Raw genomic sequence first — 19,613 nt, forward strand, 5'->3', positions numbered from 1 at the left:
ATGCTTATGAAAGGACCTTTATTTTACTCAAAAATTCTTCTCTTTGGAGAATACGGGATCATTAAAGATTCCAAGGGTTTATCGATTCCATATAACTTTTATAATGGTGCTTTGAAGTTGTCTGATAATGACACTGAACAGGCGAAAAAATCGAATACCAACCTGCGTAAATTTGCTGCTTACCTTGAAGCACTTCAGGAAAACAATCCAGAACTTGTAAAGTTTGATATCGAAGCTCTTAAGGCAGATATTTCCAGCGGAATGTATTTTGATTCAAGTATTCCTCAAGGTTATGGTGTTGGTAGTAGTGGTGCATTAGTTGCCGCAATTTACGATAAATATGCAAATGATAAGATCACCGTTCTTGAGAACCTTACCCGGGACAAATTATTAAAGCTGAAAAAGATCTTCGGAGAAATGGAATCATTTTTCCACGGAAAATCTTCAGGACTGGATCCGCTTAATTCATATTTGAGCATTCCTATTTTAATTAATTCCAAAGAAAATATTGAACCTGCAGGAATTCCTTCTCAAACCGAAAATGGAACCGGAGCAGTATTCTTGCTTGACAGCGGAATTACTGGAGATACTGCCCCAATGGTTAGTATTTTTATGGAAAATATGAAACAGGAGCCTTTCAGAAAAATGCTGAAGGACCAGTTCGTGACTCAAACAGATGCTTGTGTGGATGACTTTTTGAAAGGAGATGTAAAATCGCTTTTCAAGAACGTAAAGAAACTTTCTCATACCGTTCTGGATAACTTCAAACCAATGATTCCTGCGCAGTTCCATAAATTGTGGCAGAAAGGGATCGAAACCAATGATTACTACCTGAAACTTTGTGGGTCTGGTGGCGGAGGTTACATTCTTGGTTTTACCGAAGATATCGAAAAAGCAAGAAAATCACTTAAAGGATATAACCTGGAAGTAGTTTACAACTTCTAAACTCAATTTTATGCCAGGGATCGCGAAAAAGCGCCTGCTACTGAAAATACTCAGTTTATTTTCTGTAGTTAGGGGATACAATATATTGGTGGTCGTCCTAGCGCAGTATTTAACTTCAGCTTTTATACTTGCCCCAGATAAACCATTGCGGGAAGTATTTTTTGATGCGAACCTGTTTTTTTTGATCCTTGCTTCCTCTACCGTGATCGCTTCAGGTTATATTATCAACAACTTTTACGATAGCGAAAAAGATCTTATCAATCGTCCTAAGAAAACCATGCTCGACCGCGTGGTTAGTCAGCGTACAAAATTATCAGTTTATTTTATTCTGAATTTTGCCGCTATCTTTTTTGCCAGCTATGTATCATTTAAAGCAGTAGTGTTTTTCAGTATATATATTTTCGTAATCTGGCTATACTCACATCGCCTTAAAAAGATTTTGTTTCTCGGTAATCTTGTCGCTTCCGTTCTTGCGATCACTCCTTTTTTCGTGATCTTCGTTTATTATAGAAATTTTGAGACGGTCATATTTATTCATGCTGTATTTCTCTATTTGATGATCCTTATGCGGGAACTTGTCAAGGACCTGGAAAATATGCAGGGTGACCTCGCTCAGAATTATAGAACCATACCACTTGTTTTCGGTGAGCGGTGGAGTAAATTCTGTCTTGCTGTATGTGCCGTAGTTGCCATCATGCCCATTTACTTATTGATCACTCGATTTCAGACAGGTTACATGAATTATTATTTCTACACTTCACTGCTTTTACTCGGTGTTTTTCTTCTACTCTTATACTTCAGCAAAGCCAAGTGGCAATATCTCTTATTGCATAATATTTTGAAACTGATCATTGTCGTAGGCGTATTCAGCATTCTGCTTATTGATCTACAGGAAGTACTGAACCGGGTTTTTTAGGTAATCCCCTCATCTTAAAAGTTTTCTCAAATACTTAGCATCCTCATGCGGGATAACGTATCTTTGCAAAAATTTTGGCAATGAGCAGAAACGATAGATCTTCAGGCGGTAAGAATAGTGGCAGACAAGGTGGTGGTACCAGGAAAAAATCTCACGCACGTGGGAATGCACCGGTAAAACCTAAAATGGAGAAGAGTCCGCTTTCTAATTCCGAAGGTATTCGTCTTAATAAGTATATCGCAAACTCTGGAATTTGTTCACGGAGAGATGCAGATATGTACATTGCTGCTGGTAATGTTACTGTAAACGGGAAGTCTGTTACAGAGATGGGTTATAAAGTAAAACTTGAAGACGATGTTCGTTTTGATGGTCGCCGAATCAACCCGGAGAAACCACAATATATACTTCTGAATAAACCAGCTGGATTTTTTGTAACTGGAAATCCTGAAAAAGGTGGTAAAACTGTGATGGAGCTTGTTTCCAAAGTGACCGACGCCAGAGTAAGTCCTGTTGGGAAACTAGACAACCAGGCCAAGGGTCTGTTGCTATTTACCAATGATGGAACTCTTGCTAAGAAACTGGCCAAACCTAAGAATGGAATTCGCCAGATCTACCACGTAACGTTAAGTAAAGCTCTTTCTAAGGAAGATCTTGAATCTATCGAAAAAGGAGTTTTCCTTGAAGGCTCTAAAGTGATCGTGACGAGCATTAGCTTTATTGACGACAAACCTCATACTGAAGTTGGGATTGAACTTTACAGTATCAAGGAACATATTGTAACCAGGATCTTTAAGAGCATGGGCTACGATGTAGAAAGCCTGGATCGCGTTGTATTTGGAGGTCTAACCAAGAAAGATCTGTCTCGCGGGCGCACCAGAAACCTTACCGAACAGGAGGTTATCAACCTTGGGATGCACTAATTCATTTTTTAGCTTTTCCATTTTAATTTTTTAAATACATTTACCGCGTCAAAAGTCGGAGGATTTTCCCTGGCTTCCTGTCGATCAATAGGTAATTGAATAGAAACATCTTTTTATTAGCTGAAAAGCCTTCAGCATTGCAACTCCATGACGATCAGATAACTATCGTTACACAATGGAGCGAGTCAAACTCTTTTCTTAACATTAATTTATTAGTCGATCTTTTTGACCCTATCAATTATTATCTAATTTTTAGCCTTAAAATCATTTACGCAAATTGAATACAAAGTACAGCGATCTCATAGACCAGACTTATTACTTTCCACAGGAAGAATTTTCACTGGAAGGAACACAATTAAAATTTCATGATATTGACCTTATGAAGCTTGTGGAGCAGTATGGCGCTCCCCTCAAGTTTACATATTTGCCTAAAATATCACAGAACATCAACAGAGCAAAAGGCTGGTTTCAAGCCGCCTTGGAAAAACATGATTACAAAGGTTCCTATAATTACTGTTATTGCACTAAAAGCTCCCATTTTGAACATGTCCTCAAGGAAGCTTTAAGGAATGACATTCACATTGAAACTTCTTCAGCTTTTGATATCAATATTGTCGAAAAGCTTAAAGCTGCAGGAAAGATCTCCAACGATCATTGGGTAATTTGTAATGGCTTCAAAAGAGATCAATACGTTGAAAATATAAGCAGACTTATCAATAGCGGACACGAAAAGTGTATCCCGGTGATCGATAATTACGAAGAACTGGATCTACTTTCAGAAAAAGTGGACGGGAAATTCCAGGTAGGGATAAGAATTGCTTCGGAAGAAGAGCCAAAATTCGAATTTTATACTTCAAGGTTGGGGATTGGATACCAGAACATCGTTCCGTTTTTTCATAAACAACTGAAGGATAACGAGCAGGTAGACCTTAAAATGCTACATTTTTTCATTAACACCGGGATTCGCGATACAGCCTACTACTGGAACGAATTGAACAAGTGTTTGAAAGTATATACCAGTTTAAAGAAATTATGTCCAAGCCTGGATAGCTTGAACATTGGTGGTGGATTCCCTATCAAGAACTCACTGGCTTTTGATTATGACTATGCTTACATGGTAGATGAGATCATCAACCAGATCAAACTAACCTGTGAAGAAGCCGGAGTAGATGTTCCAAATATCTTTACGGAGTTTGGAAGTTTTACAGTTGGTGAAAGTGGCGGTGCGATCTACGAGGTTTTATACCAGAAACAGCAGAATGATCGTGAAAAATGGAATATGATCAACTCTTCGTTCATTACTACATTGCCAGATACCTGGGCGATCAGTAAAAAATTCGTTATGCTGGCAATAAACAGGTGGAATGATGAGTATGAAAGAGTTTTGCTGGGAGGTCTAACCTGCGACAGTGATGATTATTATAATTCTGAACAACATACTAACGCGATCTATCTTCCGAAGTTTAAAAAGGAAAAGCCTTTATATATTGGGTTCTTTAATACCGGTGCTTATCAGGATACCATTGGAGGTTTTGGCGGATTACAGCATTGTCTTATTCCGCAGCCCAAACATATTTTAATTGACCGGGACGAAGATGATAAGATCTCAACGAAACTTTTCAGCGAACAACAGAACTCTGAAGACATGTTAAGTATTCTTGGCTATGACAGAAATAATTAAAACGATACCTTTAACCAACTAATAAACAACTAACTAAATAATTCAATTAGCCATGAGCAAAAAGAATTACGCCGGGATACCCGATAAATATGCTCGTATAGACGAAGCAAAAGTGGTATTGATTCCTGTGCCGTATGATGGAACCAGTACCTGGCAGAAAGGTGCCGATAAAGGACCGGATGCATTTTTAGACGCTTCAGAAAATATGGAGCTGTATGATATCGAAACAAATACTGAGGTTTACAAAAAAGGAATTTATCTGGCACCACCGGTGACCGAGGATTCTTCTCCCGAAAAAATGGTTGAAGCGGTTTACAAAACCACGAAAAACTATATTAAACAGGAGAAATTCGTAACCCTTTTTGGAGGTGAACATTCAGTTTCTATTGGTAGCATCAAAGCTTTTAATGAATCTTTCTCAGACCTTACGGTAGTACAACTGGATGCTCATGCAGATCTAAGACCTGAATACGAAGGATCAACCTGTAATCATGCCTGTGCGCTTCATGAAGCCAGTAAGACCACGAATCTTGTTCAGGTAGGAATACGCTCCATGGACATTTCAGAAAAAGATCATATGGATGAAAACCAGGTGTATTTCGCCCATGATCTTTACGAAGACTGGCAGGAAGATGCGATTGGACAAATGACTCCAAACGTATTTATCACCATAGATCTTGACGCTTTTGACCCTAGCATCATGCCTTCAACCGGTACTCCGGAGCCAGGCGGATTATTCTGGTACGAGACATTGGAATTTCTCAAAATGATGTTCAAGAAAAAGAATGTGGTTGGCTTTGATATTGTAGAGCTTTGCCCGGATAAGAATGAAAAATCTTCAGACTTCCTGGCAGCAAAACTTTATTACAAAATGCTGAGCTACAAATTTAAATATCAAAATTTTACTGAAGAAGACGAAGATGAGTAAAGGACATATTTCCCAATTTATAGAAAAATATTATTTACATTTTAATGCTGCTGCACTAGTTGACGCTGCAAAAGATTACGAAAAGCAGCTTCAAGGCGGTTCAAAAATGCTTGTTTCCCTTGCTGGGGCAATGAGTACCGCAGAGATAGGAAAGATCTTTGCCGAAATGATTCGCCAGGATAAGGTGCATATCGTTTCCTGTACCGGGGCAAACCTGGAAGAGGACGTGATGAATCTTGTAGCGCATTCACATTACAAACGAGTTCCAAATTATCGTGACCTTACCGCTCAGGATGAGTGGGATCTATTAGAGAAAGGTTTAAACCGGGTTACAGATACCTGTATTCCTGAAGAAGAGGCTTTCCGTAGAATTCAGGATCATATTTTCAAGATCTGGAAAGATGCTGAAGAAAAAGGAGAACGTTATTTCCCGCATGAATTTCTGCATAAGTTATTGCTAAGTGGAGTTATGGAGGAGCATTACGAGATCGACTTAAAAGATTCCTGGATGTATGCCGCTGCGGAAAAGAACTTGCCAATGGTGGTACCTGGATGGGAAGATTCTACCTTGGGGAATATCTTCGCTTCATACGTGCTTAAAGGTGAACTGAAGGCCAGTACAATGAAATCTGGAATTGAATATATGACCTTCCTTGCCGACTGGTATACTGAAAATTCCAAAGATGGAATTGGATTTTTCCAGATTGGTGGTGGTATTGCCGGGGATTTCCCAATTTGTGTAGTACCAATGCTTTATCAGGATATGGAGCGTACAGATACTCCTTTCTGGAGCTATTTTTGTCAGATATCAGATTCTACAACCAGTTACGGTTCGTACTCCGGAGCTGTTCCAAATGAAAAGATCACTTGGGGGAAACTGGATATCAACACTCCTAAACATATTATTGAAAGTGATGCGACCATCGTTGCACCGCTGATCTTTGCTTATCTCCTGGATATGTAATTAACAAATAATTACCTTACATTGAAGCTGCTCAACAGGCGAAATTGCCTAATATTGAGCAGCTTTTTTGTTTTTATCATCCATGCAGAAACTTTTACTCTTTCTCCTCATCGCCATATCAATACAATCCTGTAATACACCCAGTTATATGTTTTCCAGTGTATCGCAAAAAACTTACAGTTTTCCTGAAGGCACCCACTTACTAAATATTATTGATGCCCCTGAAAGCGTTCGGCTTGAGTTGCGAGAGATGGTTTTTGACAAATTAGACGATTGTATCCCCAATGGCAAACTTGTGAGTATACAGGATACGCCGGTAACCTTAATAAACTCACGGCCTAGTTTCAATAGTTCAGCTGAAGATCTTGAGCAATTGGCTTCAAGAGCAAAAGGCTACGACTATTTCATTAATATCAAAGCTGAAAAACCTGCAGACGACCTTGGATCTATACAGATAGGGAATATCGATCCCAACGAAGCAAATGTGACTAAGGTATCTCTGGAGATCATTAATTTAAATGATAAAGTTAGTATCTATTACAGCCATGTAAAATCTGAATTAAAAGTTGATGATGATAGTAAGGATTTTGCATTCTCTGTCAGTGCGCAATCTATGATGAAAAACAGTTTAAAGAAGATCCTCAAAAGAATGAATAACTAAGATGGAGAACTGGCCAATATTCGCAATAGGTTTCTTAGCGCAGCTATTATTTAGTGCTAGATTGATAAGTCAATGGTTTCTTTCTGAAAAATCCAAGGAGGTTGAAACTCCAGTATTGTTCTGGAAACTCAGTTTACTGGCATCTATCCTATTATTTACCTATGGATACTTGCGGGATGATTTCGCCATCATGCTAGGACAATTTTTGATCTACGGAGTATACTGGAGAAATCTTTACTTAATGAATGAATGGAAAAATAGAAATATTTTTTTTAAAGCTCTGGTGATTATTTTCCCTTTTGCCATTGCGGCCTATATCACCTTTTTTGGAACTCAAACCTGGGATGATGTGTTTAGGTCTGAGAATATCGCTGGCTGGATTATTGCCTTGGGATTGGTTGCTCAAATCGTATATACCTCAAGATTTTTTTACCAGTGGTATTATTCTGAAGTAAATCAGGAATCTTCATTACCGCTGGGTTTCTGGATCCTTAGTTTAATTGGTTCCAGCTTGCTTTTTACCTACGGAATATTCCGTGAAGACCCGGTTCTCATGGCTGCACATTTCTTTGGCGCACTCATTTATATGCGTGATATCTATCTTCTGCGGAATTCTAATAAACCCGATCCAAAGGCTTAGAACTTTTCTGAAGGAATAGCTCATACAGAAAGTACCCAATTACTACCATATATTCTAAGGCTACCAGCCACAGGTTTTCATCATATTGAGCATTGGAATAAGCCGAATAACTTAGGATGACCAGCAATGACCAGAGAAGCACAAATCTGAATCTTGTAAACACACTTAGAAAAAGAGGAATTGCCAGATACCAGGGATGCACTGTTGTAGACAGAAGTAGATAAACAGAAATACCAAATAGCATACTCTTTATTAAGCTCTGAATTGCCCCATTCTTCCGTAGAAAAGTCAGAAGTAGAACCGCAACAAATGTGACTACGGGTAAGATCTTGCCAGCGGTCTCAATGATGTTATATCCTTTCACTTGGAAACCTATCCACCTCACCAGGTAATATACCGAAGCATTAAATTCAAACTTGCCAAACCATAATCCAACACTTGCCATAAAATTCGCCATTACCTCTTCGGAATAAAATGGAACAAACGAGATCAACAGCGTTAGGATTACCAGGCAGTGAAAACCGAGCAATTTCATGAAAGAAAGCTTTGGACTATTCAGAAAAAAACCAAGGAAGAGTGGCAGGAATAGCAGTGGTAAAAGCTTGACAGAAATGGACAAGCCAAGTACTATTGCAGAAGCTATCCAGCGTTTCTGTTGTAATAAATAAAGAGACCAAACCAGGAAAAACACCATGACCGACTCAAAATGCAGATTTCCTGTCATTTCTATGATGATGAAAGGATTGAGGATATAGAGAAAGATCCTGTCTCTGGATAGTCCAAGATTTGAAAGCAAACGCGCACCAAAAAAGAGTGTCCCGAGATCAGCGAGAATAATTAGTGATCTTAGAAACATCACATTAAGCAAATGGCTGGAATTTGCTAGAAACGAGGAAGCTGCAAATAGCAACTGATTAACCGGAGGATAGTTTGAATAATGTCCTGCGCTCAGGCTTCCCATTCCTTTTAATAAAACTTTGGTATTAGAAAAATCGAGCTCATTGGAAATTTCAGTAGGGATAAATTGATAAGGATTAATACCAGCATTAATGAGCTGGCCATCCCAAATAAATCTAAAGTAATCTTGTGAAAGTTCTGGAAGTGCGAACAGGAAGATCAATCTAAATATGATCGCGAGTATGACCAGGATTTTGAAATTGTGACGCAGTAACTGATAAAGCTTATAACTTAGGAAGCATAAGGCTGTATAAATCATCACCAGCCGACCAAAATCTTCCCGGGCTAATCCATATGCAAAACTCCAGTAAAAGGCTACACAGGAGAGCGCTATGAGAATTGGGAATTTGTAAAGCCTGAGCAGTTTTAGATCCATTCCGGTATAAGGATTTCCGACTAAGTTAGTTAAACTTCAGACTTTAAGCTTTGCACGAAAACGAAACCAAATCCGGCGAATAACATAAGGTGGAAAATGATGAGTCCAAATTCCTGAAGTCGGAAAGCGCTAAAAATGGCAAAGCCAAAATAAAGAAATAGTATCCCTTCAATGATGATATTTCTTGAAAACTTGCCAGATAGATATTTATTACCCTTCCATTTGTCACCACTCTCATTAATATTGAATTTTGGTGTTCTTATAAATTCTGAGCGTTTCCCGAGATGGCCTTCCAGAACAGCCAACGAATTATGAACTGAAAAGCCCATCGCTATTGAAAAAAAGGTTAAGAACATTCCAATAAACTTGAGAAATGATCTTAATCCTTTTCCATGAATTCTTGCCCAGGCGACATAGTAACACAGGAAAAAGATGAGCGTACTTAGAGCAAATACTGCTACCAGATTAAAATACCAGTTGAAAGCCGGATTGGAATTCTTGATGTAAAGCACCGGCAAACTGAGCACTGCAAGAAATAAAACGATCAAAAACATACTGGAGTTCAAAAGATGAAAGAACCCATGAAACTTGGTACTGAAGGACGCCGATTTATCTCTTAATAATTTACCGTAGTTCTTCCTGAAATTTTCGGCAGCGCCTTTGTTCCATCGAAATTGCTGGCTCCTTGCTGCACTAATCACCACGGGTAATTCGGCTGGAGTTTCTACGTTTTCAAGGTACTTGAATTCCCATTTTTTCATCTGGGCCCGGTAACTGAGATCAAGATCTTCTGTAAGCGTATCGCCACTCCAGTTCCCGGCATCAAGAATACATTCCTTTCGCCAGATTCCTGCTGTACCATTGAAATTAATAAAATTACGGCCAAAATTTCTTCCAGTTTGTTCAAGGATAAAATGAAAATCAAGCGCGAAAGCCTGAATCCTGGTAAGTAGCGAATAATCACGATTTAGATGTCCCCAACGGGTTTGCACCACACCAATTCTGGGGTTTTTAAAATATGGCAATGTTTGTTTCAGCCAATTTTTGCCAGGCACAAAATCTGAATCAAATACTGCGATAAACTCGCCACGAGCGATCTTCAAACCTTCCTTCAAAGCTCCGGCCTTATAACCAGTCCGTGTTTCTCTGCAAATGTGCTGTATATCCAATCCTTCCAGCCTCAGACTTTTAATAAGTTTAGAAGTAATATTTACAGAATCATCTGTAGAATCATCCAGGACCTGGATCTCAAGTTTTTCCCTTGGATATTCTATTCTGGCAATATTTTTCAGCAAACGCTCAACAACATATTCCTCGTTATAAAGCGGCAATTGTATGGTGACAAATGGATAATCATCGTTCGCTTCGAAGTTAAATTTTTCCGCAGTATCGGTAGTTTTTAAAGCTTTGAAGTAATTGATTAAAAGATGTAGCTGCGAGAGGCTGTAGATGAAGATAACCAGCAACGCAAGCGTGTATAGTATGATCACCAGCAGGTCTATCATTTAAAACTGTATTTGAAGATCCATCCTAATATTTTCACACCTGCAAAGATAGCACCTTTAAGGGTTCCTGAAACTTTGGAAACCCCTATCCGGTTTCGATAATGCACCGGGATCTCTGAATATTTTAACTTTTTCCGAAGTGCTTTTAATTGCATTTCTACCGTCCAGCCATAAGTTTTATCCTGCATCTCCAGCTGAAGTAATTTTTCATACTTGATCGCTCGAAAAGGTCCCAAATCTGTAAAAGTGGAGTTGAAAAATAATTTCATCAAACTTGTAGCCAGCCAGTTTCCAAAGATCTGCGGAAAGGTCATCGAACCAGTTTCCCGCCATTCCTTTACCCTCGCTCCTACAACGAAATCCTTGTTATCTTCAATGATAGGCTGAACGATCCTGACCAACTCTGAAGGATAATCTGAATAATCTCCATCTAGAAAAACTATGATATCTGGTTTATTAGACTGTTCAGAGATGTATTGCATTCCCTTTAGACAGGCATAGCCATAACCTTTTCTATTTTCCTGCAGTACAGTAGCACCGGCAGCAGCAGCATTTGCTTCCGTAGTATCTGTAGAATTATTGCTAACCACAATAACTTCTTCTACAATATCAGGAATAGCTGCGATCACCAAACCAATCGAATCTGCTTCGTTGTAGGCCGGAATGATCACTTTTATGGAAGATTGCATGGGCAGTTATTCGGTTCAGCTTAAGAAGTGCGAAAATAAGCGAACTCCTTACAATTTATAAGCTTTTCTGCTTCAGAAGATCCAAAAGATCTACATTATCTCCCACAACACCATCTTCTGCTGTGATCCGGTTATTGGTAGAACCATTCTCCAGTTTGAGTACACCTCTTGGACACACCGCTGAGCAGATTCCGCAGCCAACACAACTGGATCGCACGATATTTTCACCTTTTTGTGCGTATGCCCGTACATCGATACCCATTTCGCAATAGGTAGAACAATTTCCACAGGAAATACACTGGCCGCCGTTGGTCGTGATTCTGAATTTTGAGAATAGACGCTGCTGCATTCCTAAAATTGCCGCCATTGGGCACCCGAATCTACACCATACGCGATTCCCGAAAATGGGATAAAAACCGGTTCCAATGACACCGCTAAATATTGCGCCTATCAGGAAACCATAGGCCTGGCGAAGGCTTTCCGCATTAAATAAGAATAAGTTCTGCCCGCTGAAATAGTGAAAAGCGATTAATCCCAGGATGATTACGAGATATCCAATCGCACCATATTTCGCATCCTTCTGTAATTCTTCTCTTTTAAAATACCAGATCGCTGCAAACAGCAAGGTAAGAAATGTCCCAACACCAATCAGAAAGACATCGCGTGTAAGCCAGTATTTTGAAGAATCATAGCCAAGGTAACTGTAGATGACAGCGGTAGTCATTAAAACGACAAAAACAAGTACACTATGCACCACCCATCGCTCAACTTTCCAGGCAAAAAGACTCTTATCTGAAAGTTGGCGGTATGGATCACCAGCAGTTTCAGCGAGACCACCACAGCCACAAACCCAGCTGCAATACCATCTTTTCCCGTATTTATAAGTCAGAATCGGGGTGATCACGAAAATTGAAACTACACCGAAAATGAGCAATGCCAGGCCTATATTACCTGATGATAGAAAACCATCCACCCTGTATTGTTCAAAATTATAATAATTAAGCGGCCAGATATTCTTAAGATCGTAATATGGCAGGTTCATCCCATCGTCGTTAAGCCTGGACATAAATTCAGGAATAAGAAATGCGAATGTCAGCTGAAAGAACATCACACTAAAAGTTCTCAGTTTTTCATACCGATTATGCCGGTATTTCCACAGGAATTTCACTCCGAAGGCCAGAATAGCGATGGTATACAAAGTTCCATATACGAACCACTGGCTCGCAGGATTACCGCTTAAAAAATAACTCAGAGGATCAAAAAGAGCGATCAATCCAACGTTATCCCCTTCTGCCCTTAAACCAAGATATTGGGGATAGAAATAGAGTAATATATAGAATCCGGTCAATCCAACACCGGTAAGATAAGCAACGTAACCGCGGCTGGTCATGCTCTTAAACCATACTCCGTCATTTTTAATGCCTGCATGCGTTCCCGAATAGGTAGCCTGAGCGAACCACACAATTCCTGCAGTGATCGATCCTAGAGCAATACTTAGCCAAAGAACCTTGTTGGGGAAATTTAGATTGAAAGCAGCGAGACAAAGAATGATAAGTCCAGACATCCCAAGCAAGGTCGATATTTTCTGTCCTGTATTGAGAGATGCTGCAGCTTCGCCGGTTACCGACATATTTTGTTCAATTCTACTCATTAGGTGCTTTGTAAATTGTTTTTAAAACTTTTAAAGATCTCAGCTTCGTGATGCTCATAAAATTCGGGATCAAAATTGGCTGCTTTGAGGTTTGATAAAACATGGTTTATTGTTTTTCCTTCATTCAGCCATTTATCGAAAACCTCCTGTCGCATTCGTATTCCGAAGGTATTGATGCCCTTGAATTTTCCTGACTCAGTATCAAAAGCGATCGTGATCGCCTTTTCTCCACTTTCGTGCTGCCAGTGAAAATGCTGCTCATTTACACCAGGTTTATTAAACACCCAACCATAGGTTTGATATTCTATATCGAAGAATTTAGCCGAATTAAACCAGTTACCCGGTTGGTAGGGGGTTCGGTTTCCAGTAATCGTTCTGGCTACAGTTTCGCCCATGATCCTGCCGGTGTACCATACAGCCTCCACCGATTTTCGTTCTCCTATGGCTTTTCTCTGTTGTGCACAATCACCAATCGCGTAGACATCTGGAATACTGGTTTCGAGAAATTTGTTCACGAGAATGCCTTTTTCGGTTTCAATTTCCAGGTTTTCAAGAAAGTTGATATTAGGTTTTACACCTGCGCAAAGACCAACAAATTCGCAATTGATCTCTTCCCCAGATTTGGTTCTAATAGCGCGAACGTTGCCATGTTCATCCCCAAGAATTTCCTCAAGTTCTGTTTCGTGCCGAAGGTCTATTCCATGCGCCAGGATATGCTGAGATATCATCTTTGCATCCTGTGGTGGCAATACGCCGCTCCAAAAGCCTTTTTCTCTCACCAGTAAAGTCACCGGAATCTTTCGTGTATGCAGCATTTCTGCCAGTTCCACGCCAATGAGTCCGCCACCAATAACAACCGCCTGTTTGATACTGGAGGTTCTTTCCTCCAGTTTTTCCAGGTCTTGTTTGGTGACCATTCCCTGCACGCCATTGAGATTTTCTCCGAGCCAGCCAAAGCGGTTTGGTAAGGAACCGGTAGCCAGAATAAGCTTGTCGTAGTGCAATGTTTCTCCGGAAGAAAAAGTGAGTTCTTTATTTTGAAAATCGATGTGATCAACCCAGGCTTTCTTAAGTTCTATTCGATTCTTTTCCCAGAACCAGTCTTCATAAGGCTTTAGATGGCCCCATTTCATATGTCCCATATAGACATACATTAAAGCGGTACGTGAGAAAAAATAGTCAGATTCCCCGGAAATTACGGTGATCTTGCAGTCTGAAGCTTTTCTAATATGCCGGGCAGCAGTGATACCAGCAATTCCATTTCCAATGATAACGATATGCTCCATTTATTTTTATAATTTGCTACAGGCCAGAATATACTTAGTAAAGTAAGCTGAAAATAACTACAAACCCAATTATACTACTCAATAATCGCTCAATCATGCAGTGGAAATCGGCACTCCTCATAATTCAGATCTTTCTAATGGTCGGTTTACTAACAGCGTCCTGTCAAACAAATCAACGATCACCTAAAATGAATGGTATTAGCCTGGTGGCTTCACGAGACTCTATTCTTGATACTGAAGTTAACTATGTCGTTGAAACTGAAGCCAATTACATTGCCCTCATGCCCTTTGGTTTTCTACCGGACAGCCAAGAACCTCAACTAAAATTTAACATTAATCGGCAGTGGTTTGGAGAACGCAAGGAAGGTATTGAGCATACTATCTCAAAATTAAAAGAACGTAAGCTAAAGATCATGGTTAAGCCACAGATCTGGATTAGGAATGGTGCATTCACCGGGGATCTTGAATTTGAAACTGAAGAAGACTGGAAGCAATTTGAAGATTCTTATGCTAAATTTATTCTTTTATATGCTGAAATTTCAGAAGAACTCGATGTGGAGTTATTCTGTATTGGAACCGAACTTTTCAATTTTGTAAGCAACAGACCCGACTTCTGGAAAAACCTGATTTCCGAAGTAAGAAAAATATATAGCGGGCAGATCACTTATGCTGAAAACTGGGATAAATTTGATCAAACTACGATATGGGATGAACTGGATTATATTGGCGTGGACGCTTACTTTCCTCTAAGTGACGAAGCTTCACCCGATATTGATCAAATAAAAGAAGGCTGGGAACCTCATCTTAGTTCACTCGAATCTGTGTCTGATAAATTTCAGAAGCAGATAATTTTTACAGAATTTGGATATAGAAGTATTGACCATGCCTTAAAAACGCCATGGAATCCTGAACGGGAACATCCCGGTCTTAATTTAAAGTTACAGGCGAACGCATATAAAGTCCTTTTTGAACAGGTATGGTCTAGAGAATGGTTCGCAGGTGGTTTTCTTTGGAAATGGCATCAGTCCACGAAGAGTGGCGGACTCGAAAATTCCAGGTTTACACCGCAAAATAAACCGGCAGAAAAGGAGCTGAAAAGCTTTTATGGCAGCTTCAGGAATTAATCCGTTTGCAATAATGAGAGCGTAGATCTTCAGCAGTAGCACCAAATCTTCTTTTCCAGTAGATCTCGAGGAATAGCTTTTGTGTTTTCCAGACACCCATGCGCTCGTATAAACGTGCAGAAGTTGTAAGCCACTTCCGTATCACGGTAAATGATCCATGCGCATACAGGCGTTTTATAAATTCGTTGTCCTCGTAAACCGTATAACTTTCATCAAAACCGCTAAGGGAATAAAACAGATCTTTGGTTACGAACAGGGATTGATCTCCACCTCTACAGGATAGATGATTAAATTTTGTGAAATGCCCCATCAAGTTCAACCACCAGTGATCCTTGTCAAATCGCATTTGAAAACAACCACAATCAAATCCTTTCCGGACCACTTTCATTATATATTCATCAAAATTTTCTGGGGGGTAACTATCGGCATGCAGGAAATACAGCAGTTCACCATTTGCATTTTTTGCACCATAATTCATTTGAACTGCCCGGCCTTTATCAGAAAGATAATAGATAACCTTTGGGTTTTCGATGGCAAGACGGGAAGTTTCATCTGTACTTCCACCATCGACAACAAGAATTTCCCGTATATAAGTAGAAGAAGCAGTTTCCAGGTATTTTAGCAAAGCTGGAAGCTGCTTCTCTTCATTATAGACCGGGATAATTATACTTATCACAGAACTTATTTTGCTTCATTCAGGTTCCAGTCGTAGTTCTTATAGTCTACCTGGGCATTCGAGTTGATCTTTACTTCCGAATATTGATTTATGTATTCGATCAAAGATCCGTTTTCCATAAAATCATTCTTGTACCAATCAAAGATCGATGAAAGCTTCAGGCTGGAAGCGGAGATATCATTCTTATCTGAATTGATAAATTCATTTGTAGCCTTCTCCAGTTGTTTTTCAATATTCTCACTGGTATAAGCTTCATTGATAAGTTTTGGACAGCTTATAGACGCACAATTGATTGCAAAGTGTATCCTTGGCTCATCCATTTTTCGTAACAGACTATTTTCAATTCCACCCAATGAAATTTCCTTGTCTCCAATTTTGACAAACTCTTTTGTCCATGCTCCGGAAATATCCTTAATACTCTTCGTGGGATAATTCCGAAGAATAAGATCGACTGTATATGCATTATATAGATTTATATAATATGCCAGAAGTTGATCACGATTCCAGGTATCATCTGGCTGCATGGAAGAAAGCATCTTTAAATATTTATCAAGTGCTGGCCGGTCTTTCTGAAAACCTTTATAATCTACCATTCCGTCTTCATCCACATGTCTTTTCAATAGTTGATCCCAGCCAGAATGATCTACTTTGTCCTCTGCAGCTGCAGAAGTATTTGCAGAATCTGGTGTAGGCAATCCTTTACTATTGAAGCCTGCACTCGAAATAAGGTTACAGGATTGACAAATAAATGCCCCTGAGACCAGGATCAAAAAACTTAAAAATACCTTCTTCATAATTTTGTTTTTTTAACTAGCAACAGCCACCACCATCGTAATGCCAGGTGGACTCACTTATGTAAATATCATCTCTTTGAAGATCTGCCAGTGCACCTGCAGTTTTATCACAAATTGCAATTGGCTGATTCTTCAATAAAATATGCCCTTTTTGATCATCAAAATGATCTTCATCTCCATAATAGATCGCAGCTTTTCCAGTAAAGATGCACGGCCCATCTTCAGGCATAGGATCTTTGATCGCCGCTACTTCAATAGATTCGATATAGATCAATTCATCTGTAGGATAATTTTTGGGATCCAGAATTCTGTAAGGCTTTCTGGCTCTGATCTCGATAGTTCCAAAGCCGGCATCGGTTAATGCTTTTACGTAATCCTTGATGCTCAAGCTTCCGGAAAGACAAAGCGCTCTTAAGCGTTCGTCATTTCTTAGCTCATCGTTCATTTCCTGTTCACAGGTTGGATCACTCATTACAAGTCTTCCATGTGGCTTCAGTACCCGGTACATTTCCTTCAAAGCCTGAGTAAGCTCTTCAGTTTTAAAAATATTGAAAAGACAGTTCTGTGCGGCAACATCTATAGAGTTATCTTCAACCGGCAATGCCGTAGCATCTCCTTTTCTCAAATCAACAAATTCAGATTTGAACCATGGGTTCTGTACTTCTGCCTCCACGAAGTTCTTGCGGCTTGCTTCCAGCATTTCATCCACCACGTCTACTCCAACCACACCCGATTTCATTCGGGAAAAATAAGCGAACTGTAAAAGTTCCATTCCGCCACCTACACCCACATAGAGCGTACGCGGATTATTAGTCAGATCCCTGGCATGCACTGTGGAACCACAACCGTAATTCATCTCCTGCATGATCTTCGGAATCTTTAATCCCGGAAGTTCCCAGATCGGGTTCGTGGTGCAGCAAAGTCCCACATCTGGTGTAAGTGCAGCCTCACGGTAAACATCTTTAGTAATCTCTAGATAACTCATTTATAATTTCTTAAGTAATTCTTTAAATAGTTTGACCATGTCAGGTTCTGCTTTGGCAGCCATTGCCAGAATTTCCTGAATATCTACCTTATCAAGATTATCCGGATCTCCTTTATCGGTGATCACAGAAATTGCTGAAACAGGGATTCCTAAATGATTGGCAACGATCACTTCAGGCACTGTGCTCATTCCAACAGCATCTGCACCGATCGTCTTTAAATAACGGTACTCTGCTCTTGTTTCCAGCTGAGGCCCCAGTACCGAAGCATAAACTCCCTTATGTAAAGTAATATTTAGCTCTTTAGCAGTATTCTCGAATTGCTCGTTCATGGATCTGTCATAAGGTTCGCTCATGTCCACAAAACGTTCCCCTAGGTGTTCAACGCCATGAAAAGCCAGTGGCGAACCACCCTGAAGATTAATATGATCATCGATAAGCATTAACTCACCTTTATCGTAATCCAGATTGATCGCTCCGGAAGCATTGGAAACCAGCAAACGCTTCATCCCTAAACGCTTCATTACTCTTACCGGGAATGTAACATCAAAAAGACTGTAACCTTCGTACAGGTGGAATCTCCCCTGCATGATGACCACTTTCTTTCCTGCCAGGGTTCCAAAAATTAGTTTCCCCTTGTGAAATTCCACCGTGGCAGTTGGAAAATATGGGATATGATTATAACTGGCGGTTACTTCAATTTCTACATCGTCCAGCAGTTTACCTAAACCAGTACCCAGTATGATCCCAACCTCTGGTTCTCCGAATCCTTTGGATTTTAAATAATCTACCGATTCGTTTATTCTATCTGTCATTATTTATTATTTTTTGAAAAGCCGGATGATCTTGACTATCCTCCAGTGTATCTATATCGTTTTTTAATGGTAGCGCTTTATAAGTTCCCTCTTGCATATCCTGCACACTTTGCTCGAAAACACTTGATGTACTCCATGCTTTGTTAATGAATAAAGCCGAATTTAATGATTTCATTCCCAAGAGGTAATATCCACCATCTTCAGCGGGTCCAATTACATAATCGTGGGTTTCAAGTTCTTTGAAAGCTTCTTCAAGATCTGTTTCATTAAGATCGTAAAGATCACTACCAATGATGATAATTTTCTTGTAACCTTCGTCGAATCCAGCTTTAAAAGCAGCTTCCATCTTCTCTCCCAGATCTCCTTCTACCTGCAATCTTTTCTGAAAACCTCCATTATCCCAGATGTCATTTTCAGCAATATTCCAGGCGTAATAAACCTGCTTGTTTACCTTAAGCTTACTGGTTACATCCTTAGTATGCTTCAGCAGAAATTTATAAATCTCAAGAGCTTTTTTATCTCCTATTCCTTTCGCCAGCCTGGTTTTGACCTTTCCCTGAACAGGATTTTTTGTAAATATTATTAGTAAATTTTCTTTTGACACCTAGTAAATTTTTTCTCCGTTCTCAAGATATTTCGACCAGTGTTTTGAAAAAGTATGAACCTTTTCAGTTTCATTGCCTTTATTGTCATAAACAGGATAGCCGTTATTTTTCCATTCAAAAATACCTCCGTACAGATTTTTTACATTTATAAAACCCAGATCCTGAACCTTAAGAGCAATTTTCTCTGATCTAATCCCTACGGAACAGTATACTACGATCAGTTTATCCCTGGAAATTGAATCCAGAACAGTCAGATCAAGATTGTTATATCCTATAAATTTTGAATCCTTAAGATGGCTGGTTTTATATTCATTGATTTCCCTTGCATCCAGAATGATCACCTCATCATTTAACTGATTCATGCGCAATTGCTCTACGGAAGTGTATGCAACATCGCCAGAATTATATTTTTTTAATAGATCATCCAGCGCATTCTGACTGAACCCGGAAGTTCCAATAAATAAAATTAAGCTAAATATGACTCCCTTTAATTTCAT

Annotated in this window: 20 protein-coding genes; 9 read left to right on the plus strand and 11 right to left on the minus strand. The window is 39.5% G+C overall.

What is annotated here, in order from left to right; all coding sequences use genetic code 11:
- Window positions 1–6: 6 nt before the first annotated feature.
- The 8 genes from T8I65_RS14695 (at window position 7) to T8I65_RS14730 (ending at window position 7,655) form a co-directional block, all read left to right on the plus strand.
- Window positions 7–945, plus strand: coding sequence for a mevalonate kinase (locus tag T8I65_RS14695; RefSeq protein ID WP_322301303.1), 939 nt, complete (start codon window positions 7–9; stop codon window positions 943–945).
- A gap of 10 nt (window positions 946–955) precedes the next feature.
- Complete coding sequence (locus T8I65_RS14700; RefSeq protein WP_322301304.1) at window positions 956–1,861, plus strand: geranylgeranylglycerol-phosphate geranylgeranyltransferase; 906 nt, start codon at window positions 956–958, stop codon at window positions 1,859–1,861.
- A gap of 80 nt (window positions 1,862–1,941) precedes the next feature.
- Complete coding sequence (locus T8I65_RS14705) at window positions 1,942–2,781, plus strand: pseudouridine synthase (RefSeq protein WP_322301305.1); 840 nt, start codon at window positions 1,942–1,944, stop codon at window positions 2,779–2,781.
- A gap of 277 nt (window positions 2,782–3,058) precedes the next feature.
- Complete coding sequence (locus T8I65_RS14710) at window positions 3,059–4,462, plus strand: arginine decarboxylase (RefSeq protein WP_322301306.1); 1,404 nt, start codon at window positions 3,059–3,061, stop codon at window positions 4,460–4,462.
- A gap of 52 nt (window positions 4,463–4,514) precedes the next feature.
- Window positions 4,515–5,390 (plus strand): agmatinase, encoded by an 876-nt coding sequence (speB, locus tag T8I65_RS14715; RefSeq protein WP_322301307.1) that lies wholly within the window; start codon window positions 4,515–4,517, stop codon window positions 5,388–5,390.
- Window positions 5,383–6,354 (plus strand): deoxyhypusine synthase family protein, encoded by a 972-nt coding sequence (locus T8I65_RS14720; RefSeq protein WP_141878965.1) that lies wholly within the window; start codon window positions 5,383–5,385, stop codon window positions 6,352–6,354. Before speB ends, T8I65_RS14720 begins: the two co-directional genes overlap by 8 nt.
- An 82-nt stretch (window positions 6,355–6,436) precedes the next feature.
- A complete protein-coding gene (locus T8I65_RS14725) occupies window positions 6,437–7,015 on the plus strand; it encodes a hypothetical protein (RefSeq protein WP_322301308.1) in 579 nt (192 codons plus the stop codon).
- A gap of 1 nt (window position 7,016) precedes the next feature.
- Window positions 7,017–7,655, plus strand: a complete 639-nt coding sequence (locus tag T8I65_RS14730; RefSeq protein WP_322301309.1) for a lipid-A-disaccharide synthase N-terminal domain-containing protein — start codon at window positions 7,017–7,019, stop codon at window positions 7,653–7,655.
- Here the strand turns inward: T8I65_RS14730 and T8I65_RS14735 are convergent.
- The 5 genes from T8I65_RS14735 to T8I65_RS14755 are packed head-to-tail and all read right to left on the minus strand — an operon-like array spanning window position 7,630 to window position 14,119.
- Window positions 7,630–8,988, minus strand: a complete 1,359-nt coding sequence (locus T8I65_RS14735; RefSeq protein WP_322301310.1) for a mannosyltransferase — start codon at window positions 8,986–8,988, stop codon at window positions 7,630–7,632. The two genes, T8I65_RS14730 and T8I65_RS14735, sit on opposite strands and share 26 nt — an antisense overlap.
- Before the next feature lie 29 nt (window positions 8,989–9,017).
- Window positions 9,018–10,493 carry a cellulose synthase family protein gene (locus T8I65_RS14740; protein ID WP_322301311.1) on the minus strand — a complete coding sequence of 492 codons (1,476 nt, stop codon included), beginning with the start codon at window positions 10,491–10,493 and terminating at the stop codon, window positions 9,018–9,020.
- A complete protein-coding gene (locus tag T8I65_RS14745) occupies window positions 10,490–11,182 on the minus strand; it encodes a glycosyltransferase family 2 protein (RefSeq protein WP_322301312.1) in 693 nt (230 codons plus the stop codon). The genes T8I65_RS14740 and T8I65_RS14745 overlap by 4 nt, the downstream gene beginning before the upstream one ends.
- Window positions 11,183–11,237: 55 nt before the next feature.
- A complete protein-coding gene (locus T8I65_RS14750; protein WP_322301313.1) occupies window positions 11,238–12,833 on the minus strand; it encodes a 4Fe-4S binding protein in 1,596 nt (531 codons plus the stop codon).
- Complete coding sequence (locus T8I65_RS14755) at window positions 12,833–14,119, minus strand: FAD/NAD(P)-binding oxidoreductase (RefSeq protein ID WP_322301314.1); 1,287 nt, start codon at window positions 14,117–14,119, stop codon at window positions 12,833–12,835. Before T8I65_RS14755 ends, T8I65_RS14750 begins: the two co-directional genes overlap by 1 nt.
- 137 nt (window positions 14,120–14,256) lie before the next feature.
- Between T8I65_RS14755 and T8I65_RS14760 the strand changes: the two genes are divergently transcribed.
- A complete protein-coding gene (locus tag T8I65_RS14760) occupies window positions 14,257–15,243 on the plus strand; it encodes a glycoside hydrolase family 113 (protein ID WP_322301315.1) in 987 nt (328 codons plus the stop codon).
- Here the strand turns inward: T8I65_RS14760 and T8I65_RS14765 are convergent.
- Genes T8I65_RS14765 through T8I65_RS14790 form a run of 6 tightly spaced genes read right to left on the minus strand, consistent with a single transcriptional unit; the run spans window position 15,233 to window position 19,613 of the window.
- A complete protein-coding gene (locus T8I65_RS14765; protein WP_322301316.1) occupies window positions 15,233–15,919 on the minus strand; it encodes a TIGR04283 family arsenosugar biosynthesis glycosyltransferase in 687 nt (228 codons plus the stop codon). The genes T8I65_RS14760 and T8I65_RS14765 overlap by 11 nt on opposite strands.
- A gap of 5 nt (window positions 15,920–15,924) precedes the next feature.
- Entirely contained in the window at window positions 15,925–16,713 is a 789-nt protein-coding gene (locus T8I65_RS14770; RefSeq protein WP_322301317.1) for a DUF547 domain-containing protein, read from the minus strand.
- A gap of 16 nt (window positions 16,714–16,729) precedes the next feature.
- Complete coding sequence (arsM, locus tag T8I65_RS14775; RefSeq protein ID WP_322301318.1) at window positions 16,730–17,698, minus strand: arsenosugar biosynthesis arsenite methyltransferase ArsM; 969 nt, start codon at window positions 17,696–17,698, stop codon at window positions 16,730–16,732.
- Window positions 17,699–18,511 carry a purine-nucleoside phosphorylase gene (locus T8I65_RS14780; protein WP_322301319.1) on the minus strand — a complete coding sequence of 271 codons (813 nt, stop codon included), beginning with the start codon at window positions 18,509–18,511 and terminating at the stop codon, window positions 17,699–17,701. It lies immediately after the preceding gene.
- Window positions 18,501–19,115, minus strand: a complete 615-nt coding sequence (locus T8I65_RS14785; protein WP_322301320.1) for a TIGR04282 family arsenosugar biosynthesis glycosyltransferase — start codon at window positions 19,113–19,115, stop codon at window positions 18,501–18,503. Before T8I65_RS14785 ends, T8I65_RS14780 begins: the two co-directional genes overlap by 11 nt.
- On the minus strand, window positions 19,116–19,613 hold the full coding sequence (locus T8I65_RS14790) for a rhodanese-like domain-containing protein (protein ID WP_322301321.1): 498 nt from the start codon (window positions 19,611–19,613) through the stop codon (window positions 19,116–19,118). It lies immediately after the preceding gene.

The sequence above is a fragment of the Christiangramia sp. OXR-203 genome, assembly GCF_034372165.1.
Taxonomy (GTDB): domain Bacteria; phylum Bacteroidota; class Bacteroidia; order Flavobacteriales; family Flavobacteriaceae; genus Christiangramia.